General features: G+C 71.4%; 18 protein-coding genes. 5 read left to right on the top strand and 13 right to left on the bottom strand.

Annotated features, from left to right (window positions below):
- Positions 1–53 precede the first annotated feature (53 nt).
- From pyk to pta, 3 genes are all read right to left on the bottom strand, one after another.
- On the bottom strand, positions 54–1,484 hold the full coding sequence (gene pyk, locus ACZ6EG_RS16055; RefSeq protein WP_356604680.1) for a pyruvate kinase: 1,431 nt from the start codon (positions 1,482–1,484) through the stop codon (positions 54–56).
- 73 nt (positions 1,485–1,557) lie between these two features.
- Positions 1,558–2,772: an acetate kinase gene (locus ACZ6EG_RS16050; protein ID WP_391969516.1), complete on the bottom strand. Its 1,215-nt coding sequence runs from the start codon at positions 2,770–2,772 to the stop codon at positions 1,558–1,560.
- Positions 2,769–4,862: a phosphate acetyltransferase gene (pta, locus tag ACZ6EG_RS16045; RefSeq protein WP_391969515.1), complete on the bottom strand. Its 2,094-nt coding sequence runs from the start codon at positions 4,860–4,862 to the stop codon at positions 2,769–2,771. The genes ACZ6EG_RS16050 and pta overlap by 4 nt, the downstream gene beginning before the upstream one ends.
- Positions 4,863–5,115: 253 nt before the next feature.
- Here pta and ACZ6EG_RS16040 point away from each other — a divergent pair, with 253 nt between their 5' ends.
- Positions 5,116–6,141, top strand: coding sequence for an ATP-dependent 6-phosphofructokinase (locus tag ACZ6EG_RS16040; protein ID WP_356604686.1), 1,026 nt, complete (start codon positions 5,116–5,118; stop codon positions 6,139–6,141).
- A 25-nt stretch (positions 6,142–6,166) separates the two neighbouring features.
- Here ACZ6EG_RS16040 and ACZ6EG_RS16035 read toward each other — a convergent pair whose 3' ends face one another.
- From ACZ6EG_RS16035 to ACZ6EG_RS16010, 6 genes are all read right to left on the bottom strand, one after another.
- Positions 6,167–6,880: a helix-turn-helix domain-containing protein gene (locus ACZ6EG_RS16035; protein ID WP_391969514.1), complete on the bottom strand. Its 714-nt coding sequence runs from the start codon at positions 6,878–6,880 to the stop codon at positions 6,167–6,169.
- 146 nt (positions 6,881–7,026) lie between these two features.
- Positions 7,027–7,866 carry a carbohydrate ABC transporter permease gene (locus ACZ6EG_RS16030; RefSeq protein ID WP_391969513.1) on the bottom strand — a complete coding sequence of 280 codons (840 nt, stop codon included), beginning with the start codon at positions 7,864–7,866 and terminating at the stop codon, positions 7,027–7,029.
- Between the two features lies 1 nt (position 7,867).
- Positions 7,868–8,812 (bottom strand): carbohydrate ABC transporter permease, encoded by a 945-nt coding sequence (locus ACZ6EG_RS16025; protein WP_391969512.1) that lies wholly within the window; start codon positions 8,810–8,812, stop codon positions 7,868–7,870.
- On the bottom strand, positions 8,809–10,185 hold the full coding sequence (locus ACZ6EG_RS16020) for an extracellular solute-binding protein (protein ID WP_469605030.1): 1,377 nt from the start codon (positions 10,183–10,185) through the stop codon (positions 8,809–8,811). Before ACZ6EG_RS16020 ends, ACZ6EG_RS16025 begins: the two co-directional genes overlap by 4 nt.
- 102 nt (positions 10,186–10,287) lie before the next feature.
- Positions 10,288–10,989: a response regulator gene (locus ACZ6EG_RS16015; protein ID WP_391969510.1), complete on the bottom strand. Its 702-nt coding sequence runs from the start codon at positions 10,987–10,989 to the stop codon at positions 10,288–10,290.
- The gene (locus ACZ6EG_RS16010) at positions 10,986–12,644 is read right to left on the bottom strand and encodes a sensor histidine kinase (protein WP_469605026.1); all 1,659 of its coding nucleotides are present in this window, start codon (positions 12,642–12,644) and stop codon (positions 10,986–10,988) included. Before ACZ6EG_RS16010 ends, ACZ6EG_RS16015 begins: the two co-directional genes overlap by 4 nt.
- A gap of 154 nt (positions 12,645–12,798) precedes the next feature.
- On the opposite strand from ACZ6EG_RS16010, the gene ACZ6EG_RS16005 reads away from it, so the two are divergent.
- From ACZ6EG_RS16005 to ACZ6EG_RS15990, 4 genes are all read left to right on the top strand, one after another.
- On the top strand, positions 12,799–14,193 hold the full coding sequence (locus ACZ6EG_RS16005) for a cation:dicarboxylate symporter family transporter (protein WP_391969508.1): 1,395 nt from the start codon (positions 12,799–12,801) through the stop codon (positions 14,191–14,193).
- A 211-nt stretch (positions 14,194–14,404) separates the two neighbouring features.
- Positions 14,405–14,803: a MerR family transcriptional regulator gene (locus tag ACZ6EG_RS16000; protein WP_356604702.1), complete on the top strand. Its 399-nt coding sequence runs from the start codon at positions 14,405–14,407 to the stop codon at positions 14,801–14,803.
- Positions 14,804–14,814: 11 nt separating this feature from the next.
- On the top strand, positions 14,815–15,129 hold the full coding sequence (locus ACZ6EG_RS15995) for a thioredoxin family protein (RefSeq protein WP_391969791.1): 315 nt from the start codon (positions 14,815–14,817) through the stop codon (positions 15,127–15,129).
- Positions 15,130–15,267: 138 nt separating this feature from the next.
- Positions 15,268–17,520 (top strand): HelD family protein, encoded by a 2,253-nt coding sequence (locus tag ACZ6EG_RS15990; RefSeq protein ID WP_391969507.1) that lies wholly within the window; start codon positions 15,268–15,270, stop codon positions 17,518–17,520.
- A gap of 73 nt (positions 17,521–17,593) precedes the next feature.
- On the opposite strand, the gene glgB is transcribed toward ACZ6EG_RS15990, so the two are convergent.
- From glgB to ACZ6EG_RS15970, 4 genes are all read right to left on the bottom strand, one after another.
- Complete coding sequence (glgB, locus tag ACZ6EG_RS15985; RefSeq protein WP_469605021.1) at positions 17,594–20,155, bottom strand: 1,4-alpha-glucan branching enzyme; 2,562 nt, start codon at positions 20,153–20,155, stop codon at positions 17,594–17,596.
- A gap of 58 nt (positions 20,156–20,213) precedes the next feature.
- Positions 20,214–21,614: a maltokinase N-terminal cap-like domain-containing protein gene (locus tag ACZ6EG_RS15980; RefSeq protein WP_469605018.1), complete on the bottom strand. Its 1,401-nt coding sequence runs from the start codon at positions 21,612–21,614 to the stop codon at positions 20,214–20,216.
- Positions 21,615–21,712: 98 nt separating this feature from the next.
- Positions 21,713–23,413 carry a maltose alpha-D-glucosyltransferase gene (treS, locus tag ACZ6EG_RS15975; protein WP_391969504.1) on the bottom strand — a complete coding sequence of 567 codons (1,701 nt, stop codon included), beginning with the start codon at positions 23,411–23,413 and terminating at the stop codon, positions 21,713–21,715.
- A partial coding sequence (locus ACZ6EG_RS15970; protein ID WP_469605015.1) for an alpha-amylase family glycosyl hydrolase occupies positions 23,410–24,527 on the bottom strand: 1,118 nt, incomplete at its 5' end. The genes ACZ6EG_RS15970 and treS, both read right to left, overlap by 4 nt.

Raw genomic sequence — 24,527 nt, 5'->3', positions numbered from 1 at the left:
GGGGGCGCCCTCAGTGCCGTACGGAGGCCGTGCGAGCCGGCCGGGCCGGACCGTCAGTCGCGGCGGGTCTCGCCCAGGTGGAGCACGCGGACCATGTTGGTGGTGCCGGGGACGCCGGGGGGCGAGCCGGCGGTGATCACGACGACGTCGCCGTCGTTGAACCGGCCGAGCCGGGCCGTCTCCTGGTCCACCAGGTCGACCATCTCGTCGGTGGTGTTCACGAACGGCACCACGTGCGGCTCCACGCCCCAGCTGAGCGCCAGCTGGTTGCGGGTCGACTCGTCGGTGGTGAAGGCGAGGATGGGCTGCGCGGCGCGGTAGCGGGACAGCCGGCGGGCGGTGTCGCCGGACTGGGTGAAGGCCACCAGGCCCTTGCCGCCCAGGAAGTCGGCGATCTCGGCGGCGGCACGGGCCACCGAACCGCCCTGCGTGCGCGGCTTCTTGCCCGGCACGAGCGGCTGGAGGCCCTTGGAGAGCAGCTCCTGCTCGGCGGCGGAGACGATCTTCGACATGGTCTTGACGGTCTCGATCGGGTACGCGCCCACGCTGGACTCGGCGGACAGCATGACCGCGTCCGCGCCGTCCAGGATCGCGTTGGCCACGTCGGAGGCCTCGGCGCGGGTCGGCCGCGAGTTGGTGATCATCGACTCCATCATCTGGGTCGCCACGATCACCGGCTTGGCGTTGCGGCGGCACAGCTCGATGAGGCGCTTCTGCACCATCGGGACCTTCTCGAGCGGGTACTCGACGGCCAGGTCGCCGCGGGCCACCATGACGGCGTCGAAGGCCGCGACGACGTCCTCCATGTTCTCCACCGCCTGCGGCTTCTCCACCTTGGCGATGACGGGGACCCGGCGGCCCTCCTCGTCCATCACACGGTGGACGTCGGCCACGTCCTTGGCGTCCCGGACGAAGGAGAGGGCGACCAGGTCGCAGCCCATCCGCAGGGCGAACCGCAGGTCCTCGACGTCCTTCTCGGACAGCGCGGGGACGTTGACCGCGGCGCCGGGCAGGTTGATGCCCTTGTGGTCCGAGATGACGCCGCCCTCGATGACGATCGTCTTCACCCGGGGGCCCACGACCTCGGTGACCTTCAGCTCGACGTTGCCGTCGTTGATGAGCACCTGGTCGCCCTTGGTGACGTCACCGGGCAGGCCCTTGTACGTGGTGCCGCAGATCGTCCGGTCGCCCGGCACGTCCTCCGTGGTGATGGTGAACTCGTCACCGCGCACCAGCTCGACGGGGCCCTCCGCGAAGGTCTCCAGGCGGATCTTCGGGCCCTGCAGGTCGGCGAGGACACCGATGGCCCGGCCGGTCTCCTTGGCGGCGGCCCGGACACGGTCGTAACGGCCCTGGTGCTCCGCGTGGGTGCCGTGGCTGAAGTTGAAGCGGGCCACGTTCATGCCGGCTTCGATCAGCGAGACGAGCTGCTCGTGGGAGTCGACCGCGGGGCCGAGAGTACAGACGATTTTCGAACGGCGCATGGGGCGATCCTATCGGTTTGTTTCGCTGCGGAATATTCCGTCTGGCGGAAAATACAAAAGGGCGGGATGCCGCTCAGGTGAGATTCCCCGAACCATTTACCAGCGCGTAGGTTTGTGTCGCGATCTCCATTTCCTCGTCGGTGGGCACCACGGCCACCGCCACCCGCGCGTCCGGGGGCGAGATCAGCCGCGCGCCGTCGCCGCGTACGGCGTTCAGCTCGCCGTCGACCGCCAGCCCGAGCCCCTCCAGGCCCGCCACGGCGGCCTCCCGCACCGGCGCCGCGTTCTCCCCGACCCCGGCCGTGAAAGCCACCGCGTCCACCCGCCCGAGAACGGCGTAATAGGCGCCGATGTACTTCTTCAGCCGGTGAATGTAGATGTCGAAGGCCAGTCGGGCCCGCTCGTCGCCGGCGTCCACCCGGCGGCGGATCTCCCGCATGTCGTTGTCGCCGCACAGCCCGATCAGACCGCTCCTCTTGTTCAGGAGAGTGTCGATCTCGTCGGCGGACATTTCGCCAACACGCATCAAATGGAAGATGACGGCCGGGTCCATGTCTCCCGAGCGCGTACCCATCACGAGCCCTTCCAAGGGCGTCAGCCCCATGGAGGTGTCCACGCACCGGCCGCCGCGCACGGCCGAGGCGGAGGCCCCGTTGCCCAGGTGGAGCACGATGACGTTCACGTCCTCGGGGGATTTGCCCAGCAGCCGGGCGGTCTCCCGGGACACGTAGGCGTGCGAGGTGCCGTGGAAGCCGTAGCGGCGGATGCGGTGCCGGTCGGCGGTCTCGACGTCGATGGCGTAGCGGGCCGCGGACTCCGGCATCGTCGTGTGGAAGGCGGTGTCGAAGACGGCGACCTGGGGCAGGTCCGGGCGCAGCGCCTGGGCGGTGCGGATGCCGGTGAGGTTGGCCGGGTTGTGCAGCGGGGCCACCGGGATGAGCCGCTCGATCTCGGCGAGCACGGCGTCGTCGACCACGGTCGGCTCGGTGAAGTGCTTGCCGCCGTGCACCACCCGGTGCCCGATCGCGGCCAGCTCCGGCGAGTCGACGCCGAGGCCGTCCTTGGCCAGCTCCGCGGCCACCGCCTTCAGCGCGGCCTCGTGGTCGGGGACGGCCCCGTCGCGCTCACGGGCCGCACCGTCCGCCGGCGTGTGCCGGAGCAGCGAGGTCTCCTCGCCGATCCGCTCGACGAGGCCGACGGCGAGCCGCTCGCCGCCCGGCATGTCGAGGAGCTGGTACTTCACCGACGAGGAGCCGGAGTTGAGGACGAGGACACGGCTGGGACTCACTGGGCGGACGCCTTCTCGGTGGGGGACTGCTGGGCCTGGATCGCCGTGATGGCGACGGTGTTCACGATGTCCTGGACGAGCGCGCCCCGGGACAGGTCGTTGACCGGCTTGCGCAGGCCCTGGAGGACCGGGCCGACGGCGATGGCGCCGGCCGAGCGCTGCACGGCCTTGTACGTGTTGTTGCCGGTGTTCAGGTCGGGGAAGATCAGCACGCTGGCCTGCCCGGCGACCTCCGAGCCCGGCAGCTTGGTCGCGGCGACCGAGGGCTCCACGGCGGCGTCGTACTGGATCGGTCCCTCGACGCGCAGGTCGGGCCGGCCCGCGCGGACCAGCTCCGTCGCCTCGCGGACCTTGTCGACGTCCGCGCCGGAACCGGACGTGCCCGTCGAGTAGGACAGCATCGCGATCCGCGGGTCCACCCCGAACCGCGCCGCCGTGGCCGCCGACTGCGTGGCGATGTCGGCGAGCTGCTCGGCGTTCGGGTCCGGGTTGACCGCGCAGTCGCCGTAGACCAGGACCTTGTCGGCCAGGCACATGAAGAAGACCGAGGAGACGATCGAGGCGTCCGGCTTCGTCTTGATGATCTCGAAGGCCGGGCGGATGGTCGCCGCCGTCGAATGCACCGAGCCCGACACCATGCCGTCGGCGAAGCCCTCCTGCACCATCAGCGTGCCGAAGTAGTTCACGTCGGAGACCACGTCGTACGCCAGCTCCACGGTCACGCCCTTGTGGGCGCGCAGGGCGGCGTACTTCTCGGCGAAGGAGTCCCGCAGCTCCGAGACGGCGGGGTCGATCAGCTGGGCGCCCTCGAGGTCGATGCCCAGGTCGGCGGCCTTCTTGCGGATCTGCTCGACGGGGCCCAGCAGCGTCAGGTCGCACACGCCCCGGCGCAGCAGCACCTCCGCCGCGTGCAGCACCCGCTCCTCGGTGCCCTCGGGCAGGACGACCCGGCGCAGGTCGGAGCGGGCCTGCTCCAGCAGCTTGTGCTCGAACATCATCGGCGTGACGCGGTCGCTGCTGGGGGCGGAGACCCGCTTGCTCAGCTCGGCGGTGTCGACGTACCGCTCGAAGAGGCCGAGGGCGGTCTCCGCCTTGCGCGGGGTGGCCGCGTTGAGCTTGCCCTCCAGGGAGAAGAGCTGCTCGGCGGTGGGGAAGCTGTTGCCGGTCACCGAGAGGACCGGCGTGCCGGGCGCGAGGCGGGCGGCGAGGGTGAGGATGCCCTCGCCCGGGACCTCGTTCAGGGTGAGCAGGACGCCCGCTATCGGCGGGGTGCCGGCGCTGTGTGCGGCGAGCGTGCCGATCACCAGGTCGGCCCGGTCGCCGGGGGTGATGACCAGGCAGCCCGGGGTGAGCGCGGTCAGCAGGTTGGGCAGCATGGCCCCGCCGAAGACGAAGTCCAGCGCGTCGCGGGCGAGCCCCGAGTCGTCGCCGAGGACCACCCGGGCCCCGAGGGCGTGGGCGATCTGCGAGACGGTGGGCGCGGACAGGGCGGGCTCGTCCGGCACCACCCAGCCCGGCACCGGCAGTCGGCCCGCGAGCCGCTCGGCGATCTCGTCCCGGTCCTCGCGGGCCACCCGGTTGGTCACCATGGCCAGGACGTCGCAGCCCAGGCCGTCGTAGGCGCGGAAGGCGTTGACCGTCTCGGCGAGCACCGACTCGGCGGTCTGCTTGCGCCCGCCCACCACCGGGATCACCGAGGCGCCGAACTCGTTGGCGAGGCGGGCGTTGAGGGACAGCTCGTCCGGGAACTGGGTGTCGGCGTAGTCGGTGCCGAGGACGAGGACCACGTCGTAGTCGCGGGCGACCAGGAGGAACCGGTCGACCAGCGCGGACACCAGCTCGTCCGTGCCCTGCTCGGCCTGGAGCGCGGAGGCCTCCTGGTAGTCCATGCCGTAGACGGTCGAGGAGTCCTGCGTGAGCCGGTAACGGGAACGCAGCAGCTCGAAGAGCCGGTCCGGCCCGTCGTGGACCAGGGGACGGAAGACGCCGACCCGGTCGACCTGCCGGGTCAGGAGCTCCATCACCCCCAGTTCGACGACCTGGCGGCCGTCGCCGCGGTCGATACCGGTCACGTACACGCTGCGCGTCACGCGTGCTCTCCGTTTCGTCGGTGGCGGCTGGTTCGTCCGGTGGCGACCGGTCCGTGCACAAGAATCGCAAAAATCGCCCACCGGGGTGAGCGGACCCTCTTGACAATACCTCCGGCGATGGATAAGGCGCCCGTCAGTGTTCGGCAGTGCCCGGCCGTGGCCCGCCAGGGTCCGGCAGTGCCCGCCGGGGGCCCGGCCGTGAAACAATTGGATCGGCTCACCGGTGTCAACAGCGAGCAGGAGACACAGCACGATGCGTATCGGAGTTCTCACCGCAGGCGGCGACTGCCCCGGCCTGAACGCAGTGATCCGGTCGGTCGTGCACCGAGCGGTCGACAACTACGGCGACGAGGTCATCGGCTTCGAGGACGGCTACGCGGGCCTCCTCGACGGCCGCTACCGCGCCCTCGACCTCAACGCGGTCAGCGGCATCCTCGCCCGCGGCGGCACCATCCTCGGCTCCTCCCGCCTGGAGCGCGACCGGCTCCGCGAGGCCTGCGAGAACGCGGGCGACATGATCCAGAGCTTCGGCATCGACGCGCTGATCCCGATCGGCGGCGAGGGCACCCTGACGGCCGCCCGGATGCTGTCCGACGCGGGCCTCCCGGTGGTCGGCGTGCCGAAGACCATCGACAACGACATCTCCTCCACGGACCGCACCTTCGGCTTCGACACCGCGGTGGGGGTGGCCACGGAGGCGATGGACCGCCTGAAGACCACCGCCGAGTCCCACCAGCGCGTGATGGTCGTCGAGGTCATGGGCCGGCACGCCGGCTGGATCGCCCTGGAGTCCGGCATGGCCGCCGGCGCCCACGGCATCTGCCTGCCCGAGCGCCCCTTCGACCCCGCCGACCTGGTCAAGATGGTCGAGGAGCGGTTCGCCCGCGGCAAGAAGTTCGCCGTCGTGTGCGTCGCCGAGGGCGCCCACCCCGTCGACGGCTCCATGGACTACGGCAAGGGCGCGATCGACAAGTTCGGCCACGAGCGCTTCCAGGGCATCGGCACGGCGCTCGCGTACGAGCTGGAGCGCAGGCTGGGCAAGGAGGCCAAGCCGGTCATCCTCGGCCACATCCAGCGCGGCGGCGTGCCGACCGCCTACGACCGGGTGCTCGCCACCCGCTTCGGCTGGCACGCGGTGGAGGCCGCGCACCAGGGCGAGTTCGGCCGCATGACCGCACTGCGCGGCACGGACGTCGTCATGGTGCCCCTGGCGGAGGCGGTGACCGAGCTGAAGACCGTGCCGAAGGACCGGATGGACGAGGCGGAGTCGGTCTTCTAGACGCGGGCGTGGACGCACGGGCGGCCTACGGGTGCTTCTCGACGGCCGCCCAGAAGTGCTCCACGATCCGGTCGAGGAAGTCGCGTCCGGCCGCGCTGGAGTCCCCGCTGCCGCCGCCCCAGCTGAGGGTGGCGGCCATGTGCCCCTGGTAGTCCTGGTGCAGTACCTGGAGGACGTTCTCCAGCACGCGCCGGTCCAGCGGTGCCAGCTTGGCGACCGGCCGGACATAGGCCTGCCAGCGGGTCGACACGGCGCTCGACAGCAGCTCGGCGAGCTTCCCCTCGCGCCCCGTGACGGCCACGAAGTCGGGCAGTGCGAGGCCGAGCACGTCGGCGAGCGCGGCGGACTGCCGGTCGGTGCCGCGCCAGTCGTCCGTCTCCTCCATCCGCAGGTAGGCGGGGAGCGCGACACCGACGGCACGCGCCACGTCCTCCGGCGCCACCCCGCGGGCGATGCGGTGTTCCCGCAGGGTCTGCGGGCGGCCGATCAGATCACCGGGCGAGCACCACAGCACCCCGGCGAGGGCGGTGAGCTCGGAGGCCGCGGGGGCGGCGGTCCCCCGCTCCCAGGCGACGACCAGGTCCGGAGTGACGTACGGCAGCCCGTACGAGACCCGCATGCCGTGGGCGACGTGCTCGGGCCCCATGTTGAGGGCGGCGCGGAGCCGGCGGGCGGCGAGGGCGTTGAACGGGGGACCCGACTGGTTCGGGTGGGATGAGGGTCGGCGCACGGCCCACACCGTAGGGGGCCGGGGAGGGCTTGACTACGGGCTGTTCGGCCAGCGATACGGGTTGTAGGAACCTACGGGCGCAATTCGGGCGTAGCGCGGATGTTCGGGGGTGCCCTCAGAACCCTTCCGGCCTCCGTAGCTCCCGACCGCCCGGCTCACCCCTTGACCGCCCCGCCCAGCGCGAACCCCCCGCCCAGCCGTCGGGAGATCAGCACGTAGAGCAGGACGACCGGCGTCGAGTAGACGATCGAGAACGCGGCCAGCTGCCCGTACGCCACCATGCCCCGGTTGCCGAAGAAGTCGTTGATGCTCACCGAGGCGGGCATCTGGTCCGGGGTGAGCAGCAGCATGAACGGGACGAAGAAGTTTCCCCACATCATCACGAACGAGAACACCGTGACCACCGCCACCCCCGGCCCCATCAGCGGCAGCACGATCCGCAGCAGCGACTGGAACGACGACGCCCCGTCCGTCCACGCGGCCTCCTCCAGTTCCTTCGGCACCCCGTCCATGAAGTTCTTCATGAGCCAGATCGCGAAGGGCAGCTGCGAGGCGGCGAAGAAGAAGATCGTCCCCTGCATGGTGTCGATCAGGTTCACCCGCACGAACAGCGCGTAGACCGGCACCATGATCGCCGTGATGGGGAGGCTGGTCGCGAACAGGACGGTGAGCAGGAACGGCCGGTTCAGCCGCGACCGGAAGCGGGAGAGCGGGTACGCCGCCAGCGTCGCGCACACCACCGTCAGCAGCGTCGCGCCGCCGCACAGGAGCAGGCTGTTGAGCAGCGGCGTGTAGGTGATCTCCGGGGTGAGGATCGCGTCGAAGTTCTCCAGCGTGACCCCGTCGGGGACCTTGACCCGCAGACTCGCGTGCGGGTCGAGAGCGGAGAGCACCACCCAGGCCAGCGGCAGTACGAAGGCCGCGGCGACCACCAGCAGCCCGGCGTCGGCGGCCGTACGGCGCCGGTCGCGCCGGGAGGCGGGCGAGGTTGCCATGTCAGACCTCCGTCCGCAGCAGGCGCAGGTACACGACCGAGAACAGGGAGCCGATCAGCAACAGCAGCAGCGCCACCGCCGTGCCGTACCCGATCAGGCTGTTCTGGAAGGCCTGCTCGTACATGAACAGCGGCAGCGTCTGGCTCTTGCCGCTCGGGCCGCCGCGCGTCATCACCCAGATCAGCCCGAACACGGAGAGGGTCTGGAGGGTGTTCAGCATCAGGTTGGTGCCGATGGAGCGGCGGATCATCGGCAGCGTGATGTGCCACATCCGGCGCCAGCCGCTCGCCCCGTCCACCTCGGCGGCCTCGGTGACCTCCTTCGGGATCTCGTTCAGCGCGGCTGAGTACACCAGCATCGAGAAGGCCGTGCCCCGCCACACGTTGGCGAACGACACCGCCAGGATCGGCAGCGTGAACAGCCAGTTCTGGGAGGGCAGGTGGAGCCAGTCCAGGATGGCGTTGAGCGTGCCCTCGCGCCGGAAGAAGGCGTAGAGCAGGAAGCCCGCCACCACCTCCGGCAGCACCCACGCCGTGACGACGATGCCGCCGGTGAGCGTGCGCACCGGCTTCGAGGCCCGCTGCATCAGCGAGGCCAGCGCCAGCCCCAGGGTGTTCTGCCCGATCAGCGACGACAGCACCGTGAACACCAGGGTCAGCCATACGGCGTTGAGGAACGCCTCGTCCCTGAAGGCGCGGGTGAAGTTGTCGAAGCCGACGAAGGACTCCCGGGCCTGCCCGGTGAGCTGGAGGTCGGTGAAGGCGATGACGACGCAGTAGACGATCGGGCCGGCGAGGAAGAGCAGGAGCAGGACGAGGGCGGGGGAGACGGGCAGGGCCCGGAAGAGGGAACGGCGGAGGGCGCCGGTCCGCGCACCGGAGGCGGCCGGGGGAGCCGGGGTCTTGCCGACCCCCGGCCCGGCGTGCTGCGGCGCGGTCGCCGTCACCTGCTCACCACCTGGTTGTCGGTCGCCTCCTTGAGCGCCTCGTCGTAGTCGCGCGCCGCCTCCTCCACCGTCTTGTCACCGGTCGTCACGCCCTCCATGGCCTCCTGGATGGCGACGGAGACCTTCGGGTACGCCGGGTAGGCGGGCCGGTAGTGGGTGTCGGCGACGAGGTCGGTGAAGAACGTGATACCGGGCTGGGCCGCGACGTAGGCGGGGTCGTTCGCGACGTCCTCACGGACCGCGATGCCCGAGTTGGCGATGTACCACTTCTGGGCGTTGGCCTTGGTCTGCATGGTCTTGACGAACTCGAAGGCCAGGTCGGGGTTGCCCGCCTTGGCCGGGATCGACCAGGTCCAGCCGCCGGACATGCTCACCCTGCCGGGCGCCTGGCCGTTCTGGGTCGGCATCGCGGCCAGCCCCAGCTCCTTCGACCAGTCCGGCCACTCGTGCCCGCTGCCCTCCAGCCAGTCCTGCGGCAGCCAGGAGCCGTCGAGCGCGATGCCGAGCTTGCCCTGCGGCAGCAGCTCACCGCGCACCTTGGTGCCGAAGTTGGGGTCGAGCGCGTCGGAGACCTCGGGGCCGAGCTTCTCCTTGTACACCGTCTCGACGAAGGCGAGGGAGTCCTTGAATCCCTGCCCCGCCGTGATCCACTTCTTGCCGCTCCTGTCGTAGAGCGGGTCGCTGCCGCCGTCCCCCGTGCCGTACAGCAGCATCTCGAAGCCCTGCATGGTGGCGGCCTCGCCGGCGGGCTTGCCGGTGTAGACGTTGAGCGGTGTGACGCCGGGGACCTTCTCCTTGATGGTGCGGGCGGCGGCGAGGACCTCGTCCCAGGTCTTCGGCTGCCAGTCGGCGGGCAGCCCGGCCTTGGCGAACACGTCCTTGCTGAACCACAGGCCGCGCGTGTCGGTGCCGTCCGGCACGCCGTACGTCTTGCCGTCCTCGCCCTTGGCCGCCGCCTTCGCGGTGTCGATGAACTGGTCCCAGTCCTTCCACTCGGCCAAGTAGTCGTCGAGCGGTTTCAGGTACCCGCTGGTGATGTCGGAGTTGATGAGGAAGGTGTCCTCGTAGACCAGGTCGGGCGCGGTCTTGGGGGAGCGGAGCATCTGCTGGAGCTTGGTGTAGTACTCCGAGTCCGGGGCCTTGATGGGGACGAACTCGACCTTCTTGCCCGGGTTGGCCTTCTCGAACTGCTTCTTGATGTCACCGAGATAGGTGTCCATCACCTTGATGGAGTTGTCCGTGGACTGCTTGAAGGAGACCTTCACCGTGTCCGGGTCGTCACCTGATCCGCTGCCGCAGGCGGCGAGGGCGGTGGAGGCGAGGGCGGTGAGGGTGAACAGGGCGGTGAACCGGACGGTGGGACGCACGGGCATGACCTCCTACGGGCGCACGACGCTGTGGCCGGGACGGCTGCTCGGCGAACGTAAGAGGAGTGGTCTAGTCAGGTCAATGCGTGTGCGGTGGACAACTCGTGTTCATCGCCCCCGCTCGGCCTCGCTGACCCACCGGTACACCAACTCCGGTCGCCCCACCTGCCCGTACTGCGGGCTCCGGCCCGCCCGGCCCGCGTCCACCAGGTGCTCCAGGTAACGCCGGGCCGTGATGCGGGAGATGCCCACCGCCTCGGCGACCCCGGCCGCCGTGAGGCCCTCGGCCGCGCCGCGCAGCGTGCTCGTGACCCGTTCCAGGGTCGGGCCGCTGAGCCCCTTGGGCAGGGCCGCGGGGCCGGGGGCGCGCAGGGTGGCCAGGGCGCGGTCCACCTCGTCCTGGCCGCTCGCCTCGCCCTGGGCGCCCCGGAACTCCGCGTACCGCACCAGCCGGTCCCGCAGCGTGGCGAAGGTGAACGGCTTCAGCACGTACTGGACGACGCCCAGCGACACGCCCTCCCGCACGACCGTCAGGTCCCGCGCCGACGTCACCGCGATCACGTCGGCGTGGTGCCCGGCCGCCCGCAGCGAGCGGGCCAGCTGGAGGCCGTGCGCGTCCGGCAGGTGCAGGTCGAGCAGAAGCAGGTCCACCGGGGTACGGTCCAGCATCCGCCGGGCCTCCGCGCCGGTGTGCGCCTTGCCCACTGCCGTGAATCCCGGGACCCGGCCGACGTACATCACGTGCGCGTCGGCGGCGACGGGGTCGTCCTCGACGACCAGGACCCGGATGGGCTCCCCGGCGGTGCTCATACGGCACCCCCGGCGCCCGGTCTGCCCGCCGCGGCGGCCGGCGGCGCGCCGTCGCCCAGCGGCAGCCGGGCCTCGAAGCGGGCGCCGCCGCCCTCGGCCCCCGTCACGGTCAGCGTGCCGTCGTGCCGCTGGACCGCCTGCCGCACCAGCGCCAGCCCCAGGCCCCGCCCGCCCTCGTCGGCCGGCTTCGTCGAGTAACCCCGCTGGAAGACCAGGTCGGCATGGGCGGGATCGACCCCGGCGCCGGTGTCCGACACCCGCAGCACCAGCTCGGAGCCGTCGGCTCCGGAACCCTCCGTGTACGCCGCCACCGTCACCCGCGACGGCACCGCGCCCTGGGCCGCGTCCACCGCGTTGTCGACCAGGTTGCCCAGGATCGTCACCAGGTCCCGGGCGGGCAGGGACGGCGGCAGCAGCCCGTCGTCCAGTCGGCTCTCCTGCGACACCACCAGCTCCACTCCCCGCTCGTTCGCCTGCGCCGTCTTGCCCAGCAGCAGCGCGGCCAGCACCGGCTCGCTCACCGCGGCCACCACCTGGTCGGTCAGCGCCTGCGCCAGCTCCAGCTCGGCCGTCGCGAAGTCCACCGCCTCCTCCGCGCGCCCCAGCTCGATCAGCGAGACCACGGTGTGCAGCCGGTTGGCCGCCTCGTGGGCCTGCGAGCGCAGCGCCTGGGTGAAGCCGCGCTCGGAGTCCAGCTCGCCCGTCAGCGACTGGAGCTCGGTCACGTCGCGCAGGGTCACCACCGTGCCCCGGTGCTCGCCGCCGGAGACGGGCGAGGTGTTGACCACCAGCACCCGCTCGGCCGTCAGGTGCACCTCGTCCACCCTGGGCTCCGACGCCAGCAGCGCCCCCGTCAGCTGCGTCGGCAGCCCCAGGTCGGCGACCGAGGCGCCCACCACCTCACCGGACACGCCGAGCAGCTCCCGTCCGCCGTCATTGATCAGCGCCACCCGGTGCCGCCCGTCCAGCATCAGCAGCCCTTCCCGCACCGCGTGCAGTGCCGCCTGATGGTAGTCGTGCATCCGGCTCAGCTCGTCCGCGTTCATGCCGTGGGTGTGCCGGCGCAGCCGCGCGTTGATCACGTACGTGCCGACGGCGCCGAGCAGCAGCGCGCCGGCCGCCACCGCGAGCAGGGCCGTCAGCTGCTCCTGCGCGCGCTTGCTGATCTCCTCGACCTTGATGCCGGCGCTGACCAGGCCGGCCACCCGCCCGTTGTCGTCGACGGGCGCGACCGCCCGCACCGACGGTCCCAGGGTGCCGGTGTAGGTCTCGGTGAGGGTCTCGCCCCGCTGGGCGCGCTCGATGTGCCCGCGGAAGGGACGTCCGATCTGCCCGGGGTCGGGGTGGGTCCAGCGGATGCCGTCCGGGTCCATGATCGTCACGAAGTCGACGTCCGTGTCCCGCATGACCCGCACCGCGTACGGCTGGAGCCGCGCCGTCGGGTCCGGGGTGCGGATCGCGTCCAGCACGGACGGCGAGTCGGCGATCGCCAGCGCCACCGACCTGGCCTGTCGCCCGGCCGCCTCCTCGGCCTGCTGCCGGTCGCTGACGTAGGTGAACAGCGCGTACCCGGCCACCACGACCGCTATCAGCACCGCCTGCATGGCGAAGAGCTGACCGGCCAGGCTACGGGGTCCGGGAACGGGGAGGCGCATGCCGCCAGTCTCCCCCTTGGATGATCGGTGAACTAAATGAACGCAAGGGTGACCGCGCTCACAGCCCGGGAGATAGTCACCGCGTCCCCGAAACAAACCCCCGGACGTGAGCCGCACGCCGGTGATGCCGACGACGTCGTCAAGGAGGGCCGCCGTGACCAGCGAAGCCGCTACGGCACCTGCCGCACCCAAAGCCAAGCGCGACCGCACGCACTATCTCTACATCGCCGTGATCATCGCGGTCGCCCTCGGTATCGCCGTCGGTCTCGCCGCCCCCGACTTCGCGACCGAGCTGAAGCCGCTGGGCACCGGCTTCGTGAACCTGATCAAGATGATGATCTCGCCGATCATCTTCTGCACGATCGTGCTGGGCATCGGCTCGGTCCGCAAGGCCGCCAAGGTCGGCGCGGTAGGCGGCATCGCGCTGGCCTACTTCCTGGTGATGTCGCTGGTGGCCCTCGCCATCGGCCTGCTCGTCGGCAACATCCTGGACCCGGGCACGGGCCTCGCGGTCACCGACGCCATCAAGGAGACCGGCCAGGCGCAGGTCGACGCGGAGGCCAAGGGGACCACCGAGTTCCTGCTGGGCGTCATCCCGACGACCATCGTCTCCGCGTTCACCTCCGGCGAGGTGCTGCAGACCCTGCTGATCGCGCTGCTCTGCGGCTTCGCCCTGCAGGCCATGGGGTCGGCCGGGCAGCCCGTCCTGCGCGGCATCGAGCACATCCAGCGGCTGGTCTTCCGCGTCCTGGCCATGATCATGTGGGCCGCGCCGATCGGGGCCTTCGGCGCCATCGCCGCCGTCACCGGTTCGGCCGGCGTCGACGCGCTCAAGAGCCTGGCCGTGCTGATGCTCGGCTTCTACGTCACCTGCTTCCTCTTCGTCTTCCTGGTGCTGGGCGCGCTGCTGCGCTTCATCGCGGGCGTCAACGTCTTCTCGCTCTTCAAGTACCTGGGACGCGAGTTCCTGCTGATCCTGTCCACCTCCTCCTCGGAGTCGGCGCTGCCGCGCCTGATCGCCAAGATGGAGCACCTGGGGGTCAGCAAGCCGGTGGTCGGCATCACCGTCCCGACCGGCTACTCCTTCAACCTCGACGGCACCATGATCTACATGACCATGGCCTCGCTGTTCATCGCCGACGCCATGGGCACCCCGATGTCCATCGGCGAGCAGATCCCGCTGCTGCTCTTCCTGCTGGTCGCCTCCAAGGGCGCGGCCGGTGTCTCCGGTGCCGGGCTCGCCACGCTGGCCGGCGGCCTCCAGTCGCACAAGCCCGCCCTGGTGGACGGCATCGGCCTGATCGTCGGCATCGACCGCTTCATGAGCGAGGCCCGCGCCCTCACCAACTTCGCGGGCAACGCCGTCGCCACCGTGCTGATCGGCACCTGGACCAAGGAGATCGACCGGGAGCGGGTGGACGAGGTGCTCGCCGGACGGGCCCCGTTCGACGAGAAGACGCTGCTGGACGACCACGGCGCCGCCGAGGATCCCGAGGACGGCGCGGACCTGCCCGGGCAGGGCGGCGAGAAGGAGCTGGCCAAGGCCTGAATCGGCCGGCGCGACATCCGCACACTCCGGGCGGCCGAGGTGCTCCCCCCGTTGCTCGGCCGCCCGGTCCCCGAAACCCCGCGCCCCTTCCGGCGCGGGGTTTCCTTTGTCGACGTCCGGCGTTCGAGGTCCGGCGCAGGGCTTCCGCGCCCCGGGTCACGGCACCGGGCTTCTTGCCTTGACGTCCGCGTCAGGGCTTACGTTCGTCCGCATGCGAATCGGCGAGCTGGCCGCACGGGCCGGGACCACGACGCGGACGCTGCGGTACTACGAGTCGCGCGGCCTGCTGCCCGCGCGGCGCGCCGGCAACGGCTACCGGACGTACGACGAGGACGACCTGAAGCTGCTGCGGCAGATCAGGACGCTCCAGGACTTCGGGTTCGACCTGGAGGAGACCCGCCCCTTCGTGGAGTGCCTGCGTGCCGGGCACCCCGAGGGCGACTCCTGCCCGGCGTCCCTCGTGGTCTACCGGCGCAAGCTGGCGGAGCTGGACGCCCTGATCGGGCAGCTGTCGTCGGTCCGGGCGCAGGTCGGCGCACAGCTGGCGCGGGCCGAGGCGGCGGTTCCGGGGGGTCCGGAGCCGAAATGCGAGCTGGGAGGGCACACATGACAGGCGACGGGGTGGCCGAGGTGACGGACGCCGGGTTCGGTACGGAGGTACTGGGCAGCGAACTGCCGGTGCTGGTGGAGTTCACCGCCGACTGGTGCCCGCCGTGCCGGCAGATGGCCCCGGTGCTCAGGGCCCTGGCCGCGGAGGAGGGCGAGCGGCTCCGGGTGGTGCAGGTGAACGTCGACCGGAACCCGACGACCACGAACGCGTACAAGGTGCTCTCGATGCCGACCTTCATCGTCTTCCGCGACGGTGAGCCGGTGAAGTCGATGGTGGGCTCGCGGCCCAAGCGGCGGCTGCTGGAGGAGCTGTCCGACGTGATCTGACCCGTTCCCGCTACGAAGAAATCCCCCGGCAATTGCGCCCGGGGGATTTCTTTGCGTATATTCGGGGATTCGTGACTTCAGCAGGAAAGGGGTCACGAAGAAGTTCAGTGAGCACAGTATATCCGGGCGGGAGTGGAATTGTCAAACACCGAATTTCCGGACGATGAATTGCGCCAGGAGCAGGAATTCATCGACGGACTCTACGCACGCGTGGACGCCCTGCGCGGCGACACCGAGGACTCGGTCACGGACGCGCTCGCGCGGGGCAACACGCCCATGCAGGCCCGGCTGGAGCGGGACATCCTGGTCGCCGAGCGCTCGGGGCTGCTCGCCGCGCTCAACGCGGTGGACGGCTCCCTCTGCTTCGGCCGGATCGACCTCGCCTCCGGCGCCGCCCACCGCATCGGCCGCATCGGTCTGCGCGCCGACGACGCCGAACGCACCCCGGTCCTGATCGACTGGCGGGCCGACGTCGCCCGCCCCTTCTACCTGGCCACCGGCCACACCCCGATGGGCCTGCGCCGCCGTCGGCACATCGCGAGCGAGGGCCGCCGGGTCACCGCCCTGCACGACGAGATCCTCGACCTCGGCGACGAGACCCGCACCGGCCACGAGGACCCCTCCGGCGACGCCGTGCTGCTCGCCGCGCTGAACTCCGCGCGCACCGGCCGCATGGGCGACATCGTGCAGACCATCCAGGCCGACCAGGACCGCATCATCCGCGCCCCGCACCGCGGTGTCCTGGTCGTCGAGGGCGGCCCCGGCACCGGGAAGACCGCCGTCGCCCTGCACCGCGCCGCCTACCTCCTCTACGAGCACCGCGAGCTGCTCGCCAAGCGCGCCGTCCTGATCGTCGGCCCGAACCCGGCCTTCCTCGGCTACATCGGCGAGGTACTGCCCTCCCTGGGCGAGACCGGCGTGCTCCTCGCCACCGTCGGCGAGCTGTTCCCCGGCGTGAGGGCCACGGCGACGGACACCCCGCGGGCGGCGGCGGTGAAGGGCCGCGCCGACATGGCGGACGTCCTCGCCGAGGTGGTCCGCGACCGGCAGGCGCTGCCCGACCCGGTGATCGCGATCGAGCACGACCGCGAGATCCTCATGCTCGACGACGACCTGGTCAACGTCGCCCGCGAGCGCACCCGCGCGGCGAAGCTGCCGCACAACGCGGCCCGCGAGCACTTCGAGGGCCATATCCTCAACACCCTCACCGACATGGTCGCCGAACGCATCGGCACCGACCCCTACGACGGCACCAACCTCCTCGACCCCAGCGACATCACCCAGATCCGCGACGAACTCGCCGAGAACCCCGAGGTCTGGGCGGCGATCGACCGGCTGTGGCCCCGGATCACCCCGCGGCGCCTGGTCGCCGACTTCCTCGCCGCTCCCGAGGCATTCCTCGCCGCCGAGGACGCCGCCGCCGTCCGCCGTCCGGTCACCCGGCGCTGGACCGTGGCCGACGTGCCCCTGCTGGACGAGGCGGCCGAACTGCTCGGCGTGGACGACCGCGTCGCCCGCTCCCGCGCCGAACGCGAGCGGGAGCGGCAGATCGCCTACGCGCAGGGCGTGCTGGACGTGTCGTACGCGTCCCGGACCTACGAGTTCGAGGACAAGGACGAGGAGGACGCGGAGGTGCTGTCGGCGCACGACATCATCGACGCCGAGCGGTTCGCCGAACGCCAGGAGGAGGAGGACCACCGCAGCGCCGCCGAGCGGGCCGCGGCCGACCGCACCTGGGCCTTCGGGCACATCATCGTCGACGAGGCGCAGGAGCTGTCCCCGATGGCCTGGCGGCTGCTGATGCGCCGCTGCCCGACCCGCTCGATGACCCTGGTCGGCGACCCGGCGCAGACCGCGGAGGCGGCCGGTGTCGGCTCCTGGTCGAAGATCCTCGCGCCGTACGTCGAGGACCGCTGGGAGCACACCCGGCTGGGTGTCAACTACCGTACCCCGGCCGAGATCATGGACGTGGCGGCGGCCGTCGTCCGCGCCGACGACCCCGCCTTCACACCGCCCAGCTCGGTGCGCTCGACGGGGGTACGGCCCTGGATCCGCGCCACCGGCGACCTCCCGGCCGCCGTCGCCGAGGCCGCCCGGGAGCTGGCCCCCGAGGAGGGCCGCCTCGCCGTCATCGCCCCGCGCGAGCTGCACCGGGCGCTCGCGGCCCGGCTGGACGGCGTGACGGCGGACGCCGAGCCGGACCTGACCCACGGCGTCGTCCTCCTCGACCCGCGCCAGTCCAAGGGCCTGGAGTTCGACTCCGTCCTGGTGGTCGAGCCGGGCCGCTACGGCACGAGCGACCTGTACGTGGCCCTCACCCGGGCCACCCAGCGGCTCGGCGTCCTGCACACCGAACCGCTGCCGAAGGGCCTGGTGGACGCGGCCGGTTAGCCGGGGACAGGGCGCCCCGCGGTACGCGGGCCACGGGCCCCCGGCCGCCGCCGGGCGGCCGGGGAGCGGGCCGTCAGGCCGGGCGCAGCCAGACCGTCGCCAGGGGCGGCAGGGTCAGCCGGATGCTCGCCGGCCGGCCGTGCCACCCCTGCGGCTCCGGCTTGACCGGGTCCGGGTTGCCCACGTCCCCGCCGCCGTACCGCGCCGCGTCGGTGTTGAGCACCTCGTGCCAGGCGGGGATGTCGTCGGGGACGCCCAGGCGGTACTCCGGGCGGACCACCGGGGCGAAGTTCGACACCGCGAGCAGCGGGGCGCCGTCGGCGTCCAGCCGCAGGAACGCCAGGACGTTGTCCTCGGCGGCGTCCCCGACGACCCACGCGAAGCCGGAGGGGTGGGTGTCGCGCTGCCACAGCGCGGGCGTGTCCCGGTAGACGGTGTTCAGGTCGCGGACCAGGTCCAGCACCCCCCGGTGGTCCGCCGCCGCCCCGTACTGCGGGTCGAGCAGCCACCAGTCGGGACCGCGCGCCTCGGACCACTCCGCGCCCTGGGCGAACTCCTGCCCCATGAAGAGCAGCTGCTTGCCGGGGTGGGCCCACATGTAGCCCAGGTAGGCCCGCTCGCTCGCGCGCTGCTGCCACCAGTCGCCCGGCATCTTCGACACCAGCGACTTCTTGCCGTGCACCACCTCGTCGTGGGATATCGGCAGCACGTAGTTCTCGCTGTAGGCGTACACCATCGAGAAGGTCATCTCGCCGTGGTGGTACTTGCGGTGCACCGGCTCGTGGCTCATGTACTCCAGCGAGTCGTGCATCCAGCCCATGTTCCACTTCAGCCCGAAACCGAGCCCGCCGAAACCGCTCGGCCCCTCGTGGTGGGTGGCCCGGGTGACGCCGTCCCAGGCCGTCGACTCCTCCGCGACGGTCACGACGCCGGGCACCCGCCGGTACACCGTCGCGTTCATCTCCTGGAGGAAGGCCACCGCGTCCAGGTTCTCCCGCCCGCCGTGTTCGTTCGGCGTCCACTGGCCCGGCTCGCGCGAGTAGTCCAGGTAGAGCATCGAGGCGACCGCGTCGACCCGCAGCCCGTCGATGTGGAACTCCTCGCACCAGTACACCGCGTTGGCGACCAGGAAGTTGCGCACCTCGCGGCGCCCGAAGTCGAACTCCAGCGTCCCCCAGTCGGGGTGCGCGGCCCGCAGCGGGTCGGAGTGCTCGTACAGCGGGCGCCCGTCGAACTCGGCCAGCGCCCAGTCGTCGCGCGGGAAGTGCGCGGGTACCCAGTCCATCAGGACGCCGATGCCGGCCCGGTGCAGCCGGTCGACCAGGTACTTGAAGTCGTCGGGGTCGCCGAGCCGGGCCGTGGGCGCGTAGAAGCCGGTGACCTGGTAGCCCCAGGAGCCGCCGAAGGGGTGCTCGGCGACCGGCATCAGCTCGACGTGCGTGAAGCCCAGGTCCGCGACGTACGCCGGCAGCTGCTCCGCCAGCTCGCGGTAGGTCAGGCCGGGGCGCCAGGAGGGCAGGTGGACCTCGTACACCGACATCGGCGCCTCGTGCGCGGGGGCCTGGGCGCGACGGGCCAGCCACGCGTCGTCCCCCCACGTGTACTCCGAGACGTGCACGACGGAGGAGGTGGCCGGCGGGACCTCCGTGCGCCGGGCCATCGGGTCGGCGCGGAAGGTGCGCGAGCCGTCGGGCCTGGTGATCTCGAACTTGTACAGCTCTCCCGCGCCGATCCCGGGCAGGAACAGCTCCCAGACCCCGGTGCCGCCCAGCGACCGCATGGGGTGGCCGGTGCCGTCCCAGAAGTTGAAGCCGCCGGCCACCCGGACCCCGCGCGCGTTCGGCGCCCACACCGTGAAGCGGGTGCCCGCGACGCCCTCGTGGGTCGCCGGACGCGCGCCGAGCGCCTGCCACAGCTGCTCGTGGCGCCCCTCGCCGATCAGGTGCAGGTCCAGGTCGCCCAGCGTGGGCAGGAAGCGGTACGGGTCCTCGACCTCCTGGTCGGTGTCCCCGTACGTCACCAGGAGCCGGTAGGCGGGGACCTCGCCGAGCGGCAGCAGGGCCGAGAAGAAGCCGGCCCCGTCGTCGTGCAGCCCGACCCGCAGCTCCCCGGACAGGACGGTCACCGCCCGTGCGTACGGCCGGAACGCCCGGAAGGCGACACCGCCGGCCACCCGGTGGGCGCCGAGCACGGAGTGGGGGTCGTGGTGCGTGCCGGCGAGCAGCCGCTCCCGGTCGGCGGCGTCCAGAACGGGGGAGACGGCGACCTCGGCCGGTACCGCCTCCTTCGCGCTCCTCCGGGCGGCCCTGCCCTCCGCGCCCGCCTTCTTCGCGACGCCCTTCTTCCCTCCCGCCCCGCCGGCCGCCTTCCCGGCCGCCGTCCTCTTCGCGGCGGGCGGCTGCCCGGTCGTCTTCTTGACGGTCGCCTTCTGGGCCGTGGCCTTCTTGGCCGTCGCCTTCTGGGCCGCCGTCTTCTTGGCCGCGGCCTTCTTCGCGACCGCCTGCTCGGCCGTCGCCTTCTTCGGGGTCGTCCCCTTGGCCACCGCCTTCCGAGGCGGCGCCGCCTGCTGCGCGGCGCTCTTCTCCTCGGCCGTCTTCTTCGGGTCGGGACCGCTGGACGAGGGGCGGGGGGTCACGGGCGGGGCCTCCTGGGCGAAGTGGGATCAGGAAGGGGGGCGGGGGCGGGCAGCGGCGTCACGACGGATCGGGCGTGGAGAGGCGTCGCACCGCGGACATCGGCACCGCCAGCCACTCGGGGCGGTGGCGTGCCTCGTACAGCACCTCGTAGACCGCCTTGTCCGTCTCGTGGGCGCGCAGCATCACCGGGTCGGTGCGCGGGTCGACGCCGGCGACCTCCGCGTACCCGGTGCAGAACGCGGCCCGGCAGCTGTCGGCCCAGCCGGGCGCGGGCGCGTCGGCCGCGTGCGCGGCGTAGTCGAAGGAGCGCAGCATCCCGGCGACGTCCCGCACCGGCGGCTGCGGCATCCGCCGTTCGGCCAGGGGTTTCGCGGGCTCCCCCTCGAAGTCGATCAGCGACCACCGGCCGGAGGGCGAGCGCAGGCACTGACCGAGGTGCAGGTCACCGTGGACGCGCTGGGCGGTCCAGGTGCGGCCCTCGGCGGCCAGGTCGTCCAGCGCGGTGAAGGCGGTGCGCAGCGCGGGCGCGTAGGGCCGCAGCAGGGGCACCGCACGGGCGGCCTCCTCCAGCCGTCCGGTCATGCCCTCGGCGAGCCGCCGCATCTGGCCGTGACCGAGGGTGACGGTCGGCAGGACGCGGGCCAGCGCGCCGTGCACCTCGGCGGTGGCCCGCCCGAGCGCGCGCGCCTCCGCGGCGAAGTCCTCGCCCTTGGCCAGTTCGCGCAGGGCCAGCTCCCAGCCGTCGCTCGCGCCCTGTACGTACGGCTGGAGGACGCCCAGCACCCAGGGCCGGCCGGCCAGGTCGGCCACCATCCAGCCGGCCGGTGCCGGCACCCGGTCGCAGCCCGCCCGGGCGAGCGCCAGCGGCAGCTCCAGGTCGGGGTTGACGCCGGGCACGATCCGGCGGAGCAGCTTGAGAATGAACGTATCTCCATACACGACCGACGAGTTGGACTGCTCGGCGGTCATCAGTCGCGGCACCAGGCCGTCGCGTATCTCCTGGTCCCGGTCCCGCTCGAAACGGAGCCCGCCGATGCGGGCCTGGGTGCGCAGCGCCTCCAGGAGCACCTCGGCGGGCCTGGTGTCGTGGAGGGCGTCGTAGACGGTGCGGCCGGCCAGCGGGCCCTCGGTGACGTGTCCGATCAGCGCGGGCGCCAGCCGGGGCGGCAGCGCCTCGCGCGCGCCTATGAGGAGCTGGTAGCAGTCCCCGGGCTCCTCGGGCGTGCCGGAACCCGCGGTGAGCTGCTGATGGGCACGGACCAGCACGTGGTGGAGTCCGAGGCGGGCGTCGGCCGGCAGCAGCTCGGTGGCGGCGACCAGCGAGAACCCGGTGACCGGGCGCCCCTTGCCCGCGAACCAGCGCTGCCGTGGCAGCCAGTCCCGCAGGAGTGGATCGAGTGACGCAAGGAGGCCTGGCGGGCTCGTGCTCGTGACGGTGCGTGTGACGGCTTCCGACATGGCGTCGCGTCCTTTCCCCGGGTCGACGGGGTGTTACTGATGCGTGCCCCGGGCGGGGCGGCAGAAACCGCCCCGCCCGGGGTGAGGGCCCCTGAGGCCTAGACGGCGTCCTTGCGGAGCCGGAACCAGTAGAAGCCGTGCCCGCCGAGGGTCAGCAGGTACGGCAGCTCGCCGACCGCCGGAAAACGGACCCCGCCGAACAGCTCGACCGGGTGGCGTCCCTCGAAGGCGCTCAGGTCCAGCTCGGTGGGCTGCGCGAACCGCGAGAAGTTGTGCACGCACAGCACCAGGTCGTCCTCGTACTCCCGCAGGAAGGCCAGTACGGCGGGGTTGGAGGAGGGCAGCTCCGTGTACGAGCCGAGACCGAAGGCCACGTTCTGCTTGCGGATCTCGATCATGCGGCGGGTCCAGTGCAGCAGGGAGGACGGCGAGGCCATGGAGGCCTCGACGTTCGTCACCTGGTAGCCGTAGACCGGGTCCATGATCGTGGGCAGGAAGAGGCGCCCGGGGTCGGACGAGGAGAAGCCCGCGTTGCGGTCCGGCGTCCACTGCATCGGGGTGCGGACCGCGTCGCGGTCGCCGAGCCAGATGTTGTCGCCCATGCCGATCTCGTCGCCGTAGTAGAGGATCGGCGAGCCGGGCAGGGAGAGGAGCAGCGCGGTGAACAGCTCGATCTGGTCGCGGTCGTTGTCCAGGAGCGGGGCGAGCCGCCGGCGGATGCCGATGTTGGCGCGCATGCGCGGGTCCTTGGCGTACTCCGCGTACATGTAGTCGCGCTCCTCGTCGGTGACCATCTCCAGGGTCAGCTCGTCGTGGTTGCGCAGGAAGATGCCCCACTGGCAGTTGGAGGGGATGGCCGGGGTCTTGGCGAGGATCTCGGAGACCGGGTAGCGGGACTCGCGGCGCACGGCCATGAAGATGCGGGGCATGACCGGGAAGTGGAAGGCCATGTGGCACTCGTCGCCGCCGGAGGAGAAGTCGCCGAAGTAGTCGACCACGTCCTCCGGCCACTGGTTGGCCTCCGCCAGCACCACCGTGTCCGGGTACTGCGCGTCGATCTCCTTGCGCACCCGCTTCAGGAACTCGTGGGTGCGCGGGAGGTTCTCGCAGTTGGTGCCCTCCTCCTGGTACAGGTACGGCACCGCGTCCAGCCGGAACCCGTCGATGCCGAGGTCCAGCCAGAACTTCAGGGCGGAGATCATCTCCTCCTGCACGGCCGGGTTCTCGTAGTTCAGGTCCGGCTGGTGGGAGAAGAAGCGGTGCCAGAAGTACTGCTTGCGTACCGGATCGTAGGTCCAGTTGGACGCCTCGGTGTCGACGAAGATGATCCGCGCGTCCTGGTACTGCTTGTCGTCGTCGGCCCAGACGTAGTAGTCGCCGTAGGGGCCGTCGGGGTCCTTGCGGGACTCCTGGAACCACGGGTGCTGGTCGCTGGTGTGGTTCATGACGAAGTCGATGATCACGCGCATGCCGCGCTGGTGGGCGGCGTCCACGAACTCGACGAAGTCGGCCAGGTCGCCGAACTCGGGCAGGACGGCGGTGTAGTCGGAGACGTCGTAACCGCCGTCGCGGAGCGGTGACTTGAAGAAGGGCGGCAGCCAGAGGCAGTCCACCCCGAGCCACTGGAGGTAGTCCAGCTTGGCGGTGAGGCCCTTGAGGTCGCCGACGCCGTCGCCGTTGCTGTCCTGGAAGGAGCGGACGAGGACCTCGTAGAAGACGGCTCGTTTGAACCAGTCCGGGTCCCGGTCCTTGGCGGGTGTGTCCTCGAAGGTGTCCGGCACGGGCTCGTTGACGATCATGTGGTGGGTGACCCTCCGATCTGCGGGTGGGACGGTCGCAGAACCGTGCAGACGTGCGCGGGCGAACGGCCCGGCTCCAGGCGCACATAGTTGGCCCTGCCCCAGTGGTAGGTCTCGCCGGTGAGCTCGTCGCGCACCGGCACCGACTCGTGCCAGTCCAGGCCGAGTTGCGGCATGTCCAACGAGACCGTCGCCTCCTGGGTGTGGTGGGGGTCGAGGTTGGCGACCACCAGAACCGTGTTCGACCCCTGCCGCTTCGAGTAGGCGATCACCTCCTCCTTGTCCGTGGCGTGGAAGTGCAGATCGCGCAGTTGCCGGAGGGCCGGGTTCTGGCGCCGGATGCTGTTGAGCTTGGTGACGAGGGGGGCGATGGTGCGGCCCTCGCGTTCGGCGGCGGCCCAGTCGCGGGGTGTGAGCTGGTATTTCTCGCTGTCGAGGTACTCCTCGGAGCCTTCGCGCAGGGGGGTGTTCTCGCAGAGTTCGTAGCCGCTGTAGATGCCCCAGGTGGGGGAGAGGGTGGCGGCCAGGACGGCGCGGACCTCGAAGGCGGGGCGGCCGCCGTGCTGGAGGTAGGCGTGCAGGATGTCGGGGGTGTTGGCGAAGAAGTTGGGCCGCATGTAGGAGGCGGCCTCCCCCGTCAGTTCGGTGAGGTACTCCGTCAGTTCCTGCTTGGTGTTGCGCCAGGTGAAGTAGGTGTAGGACTGCTGGAAGCCGATCTGGGCCAGGGTGTGCATCATCGCGGGGCGGGTGAAGGCCTCGGCGAGGAAGATCACGTCGGGGTCGGCGGTGTTGATCTCGCCGATGACCCTCTCCCAGAACACGACGGGTTTGGTGTGGGGGTTGTCGACGCGGAAGATCCGCACCCCGTGGTCCATCCAGTGCCGCAGGACGCGGACGGTCTCGGCGACCAGGCCCTCCAGGTCGGCGTCGAAGGCGATCGGGTAGATGTCCTGGTACTTCTTGGGCGGGTTCTCGGCGTGGGCGATGGTGCCGTCGGGGCGGTGGTGGAACCAGTCGGAGTGCTTGTCGACCCAGGGGTGGTCGGGGGAGCACTGGAGGGCGAAGTCGAGGGCGACCTCCAGGCCGTGGCGGGCGGCCTCGGTGACGAAGTGGT

The sequence above is a fragment of the Streptomyces sp. NPDC041968 genome, assembly GCF_055589025.1.
This window is presented reverse-complemented; position numbering and strand designations above follow the sequence as displayed.

What these genes read in the sequence shown, in the direction of transcription:
- ACZ6EG_RS16000 (WP_356604702.1), top strand. Translation starts at nt 14,405, where the DNA reads ATGCGAATCGGCGAGCTGGCCGCACGGGCCGGGACCACGACGCGGACG.
- ACZ6EG_RS16030 (WP_391969513.1), bottom strand. Translation starts at nt 7,866, where the DNA reads ATGGCAACCTCGCCCGCCTCCCGGCGCGACCGGCGCCGTACGGCCGCC.
- ACZ6EG_RS15980 (WP_469605018.1), bottom strand. Translation starts at nt 21,614, where the DNA reads ATGTCGGAAGCCGTCACACGCACCGTCACGAGCACGAGCCCGCCAGGC.
- ACZ6EG_RS16015 (WP_391969510.1), bottom strand. Translation starts at nt 10,989, where the DNA reads ATGAGCACCGCCGGGGAGCCCATCCGGGTCCTGGTCGTCGAGGACGAC.
- ACZ6EG_RS16040 (WP_356604686.1), top strand. Translation starts at nt 5,116, where the DNA reads ATGCGTATCGGAGTTCTCACCGCAGGCGGCGACTGCCCCGGCCTGAAC.
- ACZ6EG_RS16020 (WP_469605030.1), bottom strand. Translation starts at nt 10,185, where the DNA reads ATGCCCGTGCGTCCCACCGTCCGGTTCACCGCCCTGTTCACCCTCACC.
- ACZ6EG_RS16010 (WP_469605026.1), bottom strand. Translation starts at nt 12,644, where the DNA reads ATGCGCCTCCCCGTTCCCGGACCCCGTAGCCTGGCCGGTCAGCTCTTC.
- treS (WP_391969504.1), bottom strand. Translation starts at nt 23,413, where the DNA reads ATGATCGTCAACGAGCCCGTGCCGGACACCTTCGAGGACACACCCGCC.
- pyk (WP_356604680.1), bottom strand. Translation starts at nt 1,484, where the DNA reads ATGCGCCGTTCGAAAATCGTCTGTACTCTCGGCCCCGCGGTCGACTCC.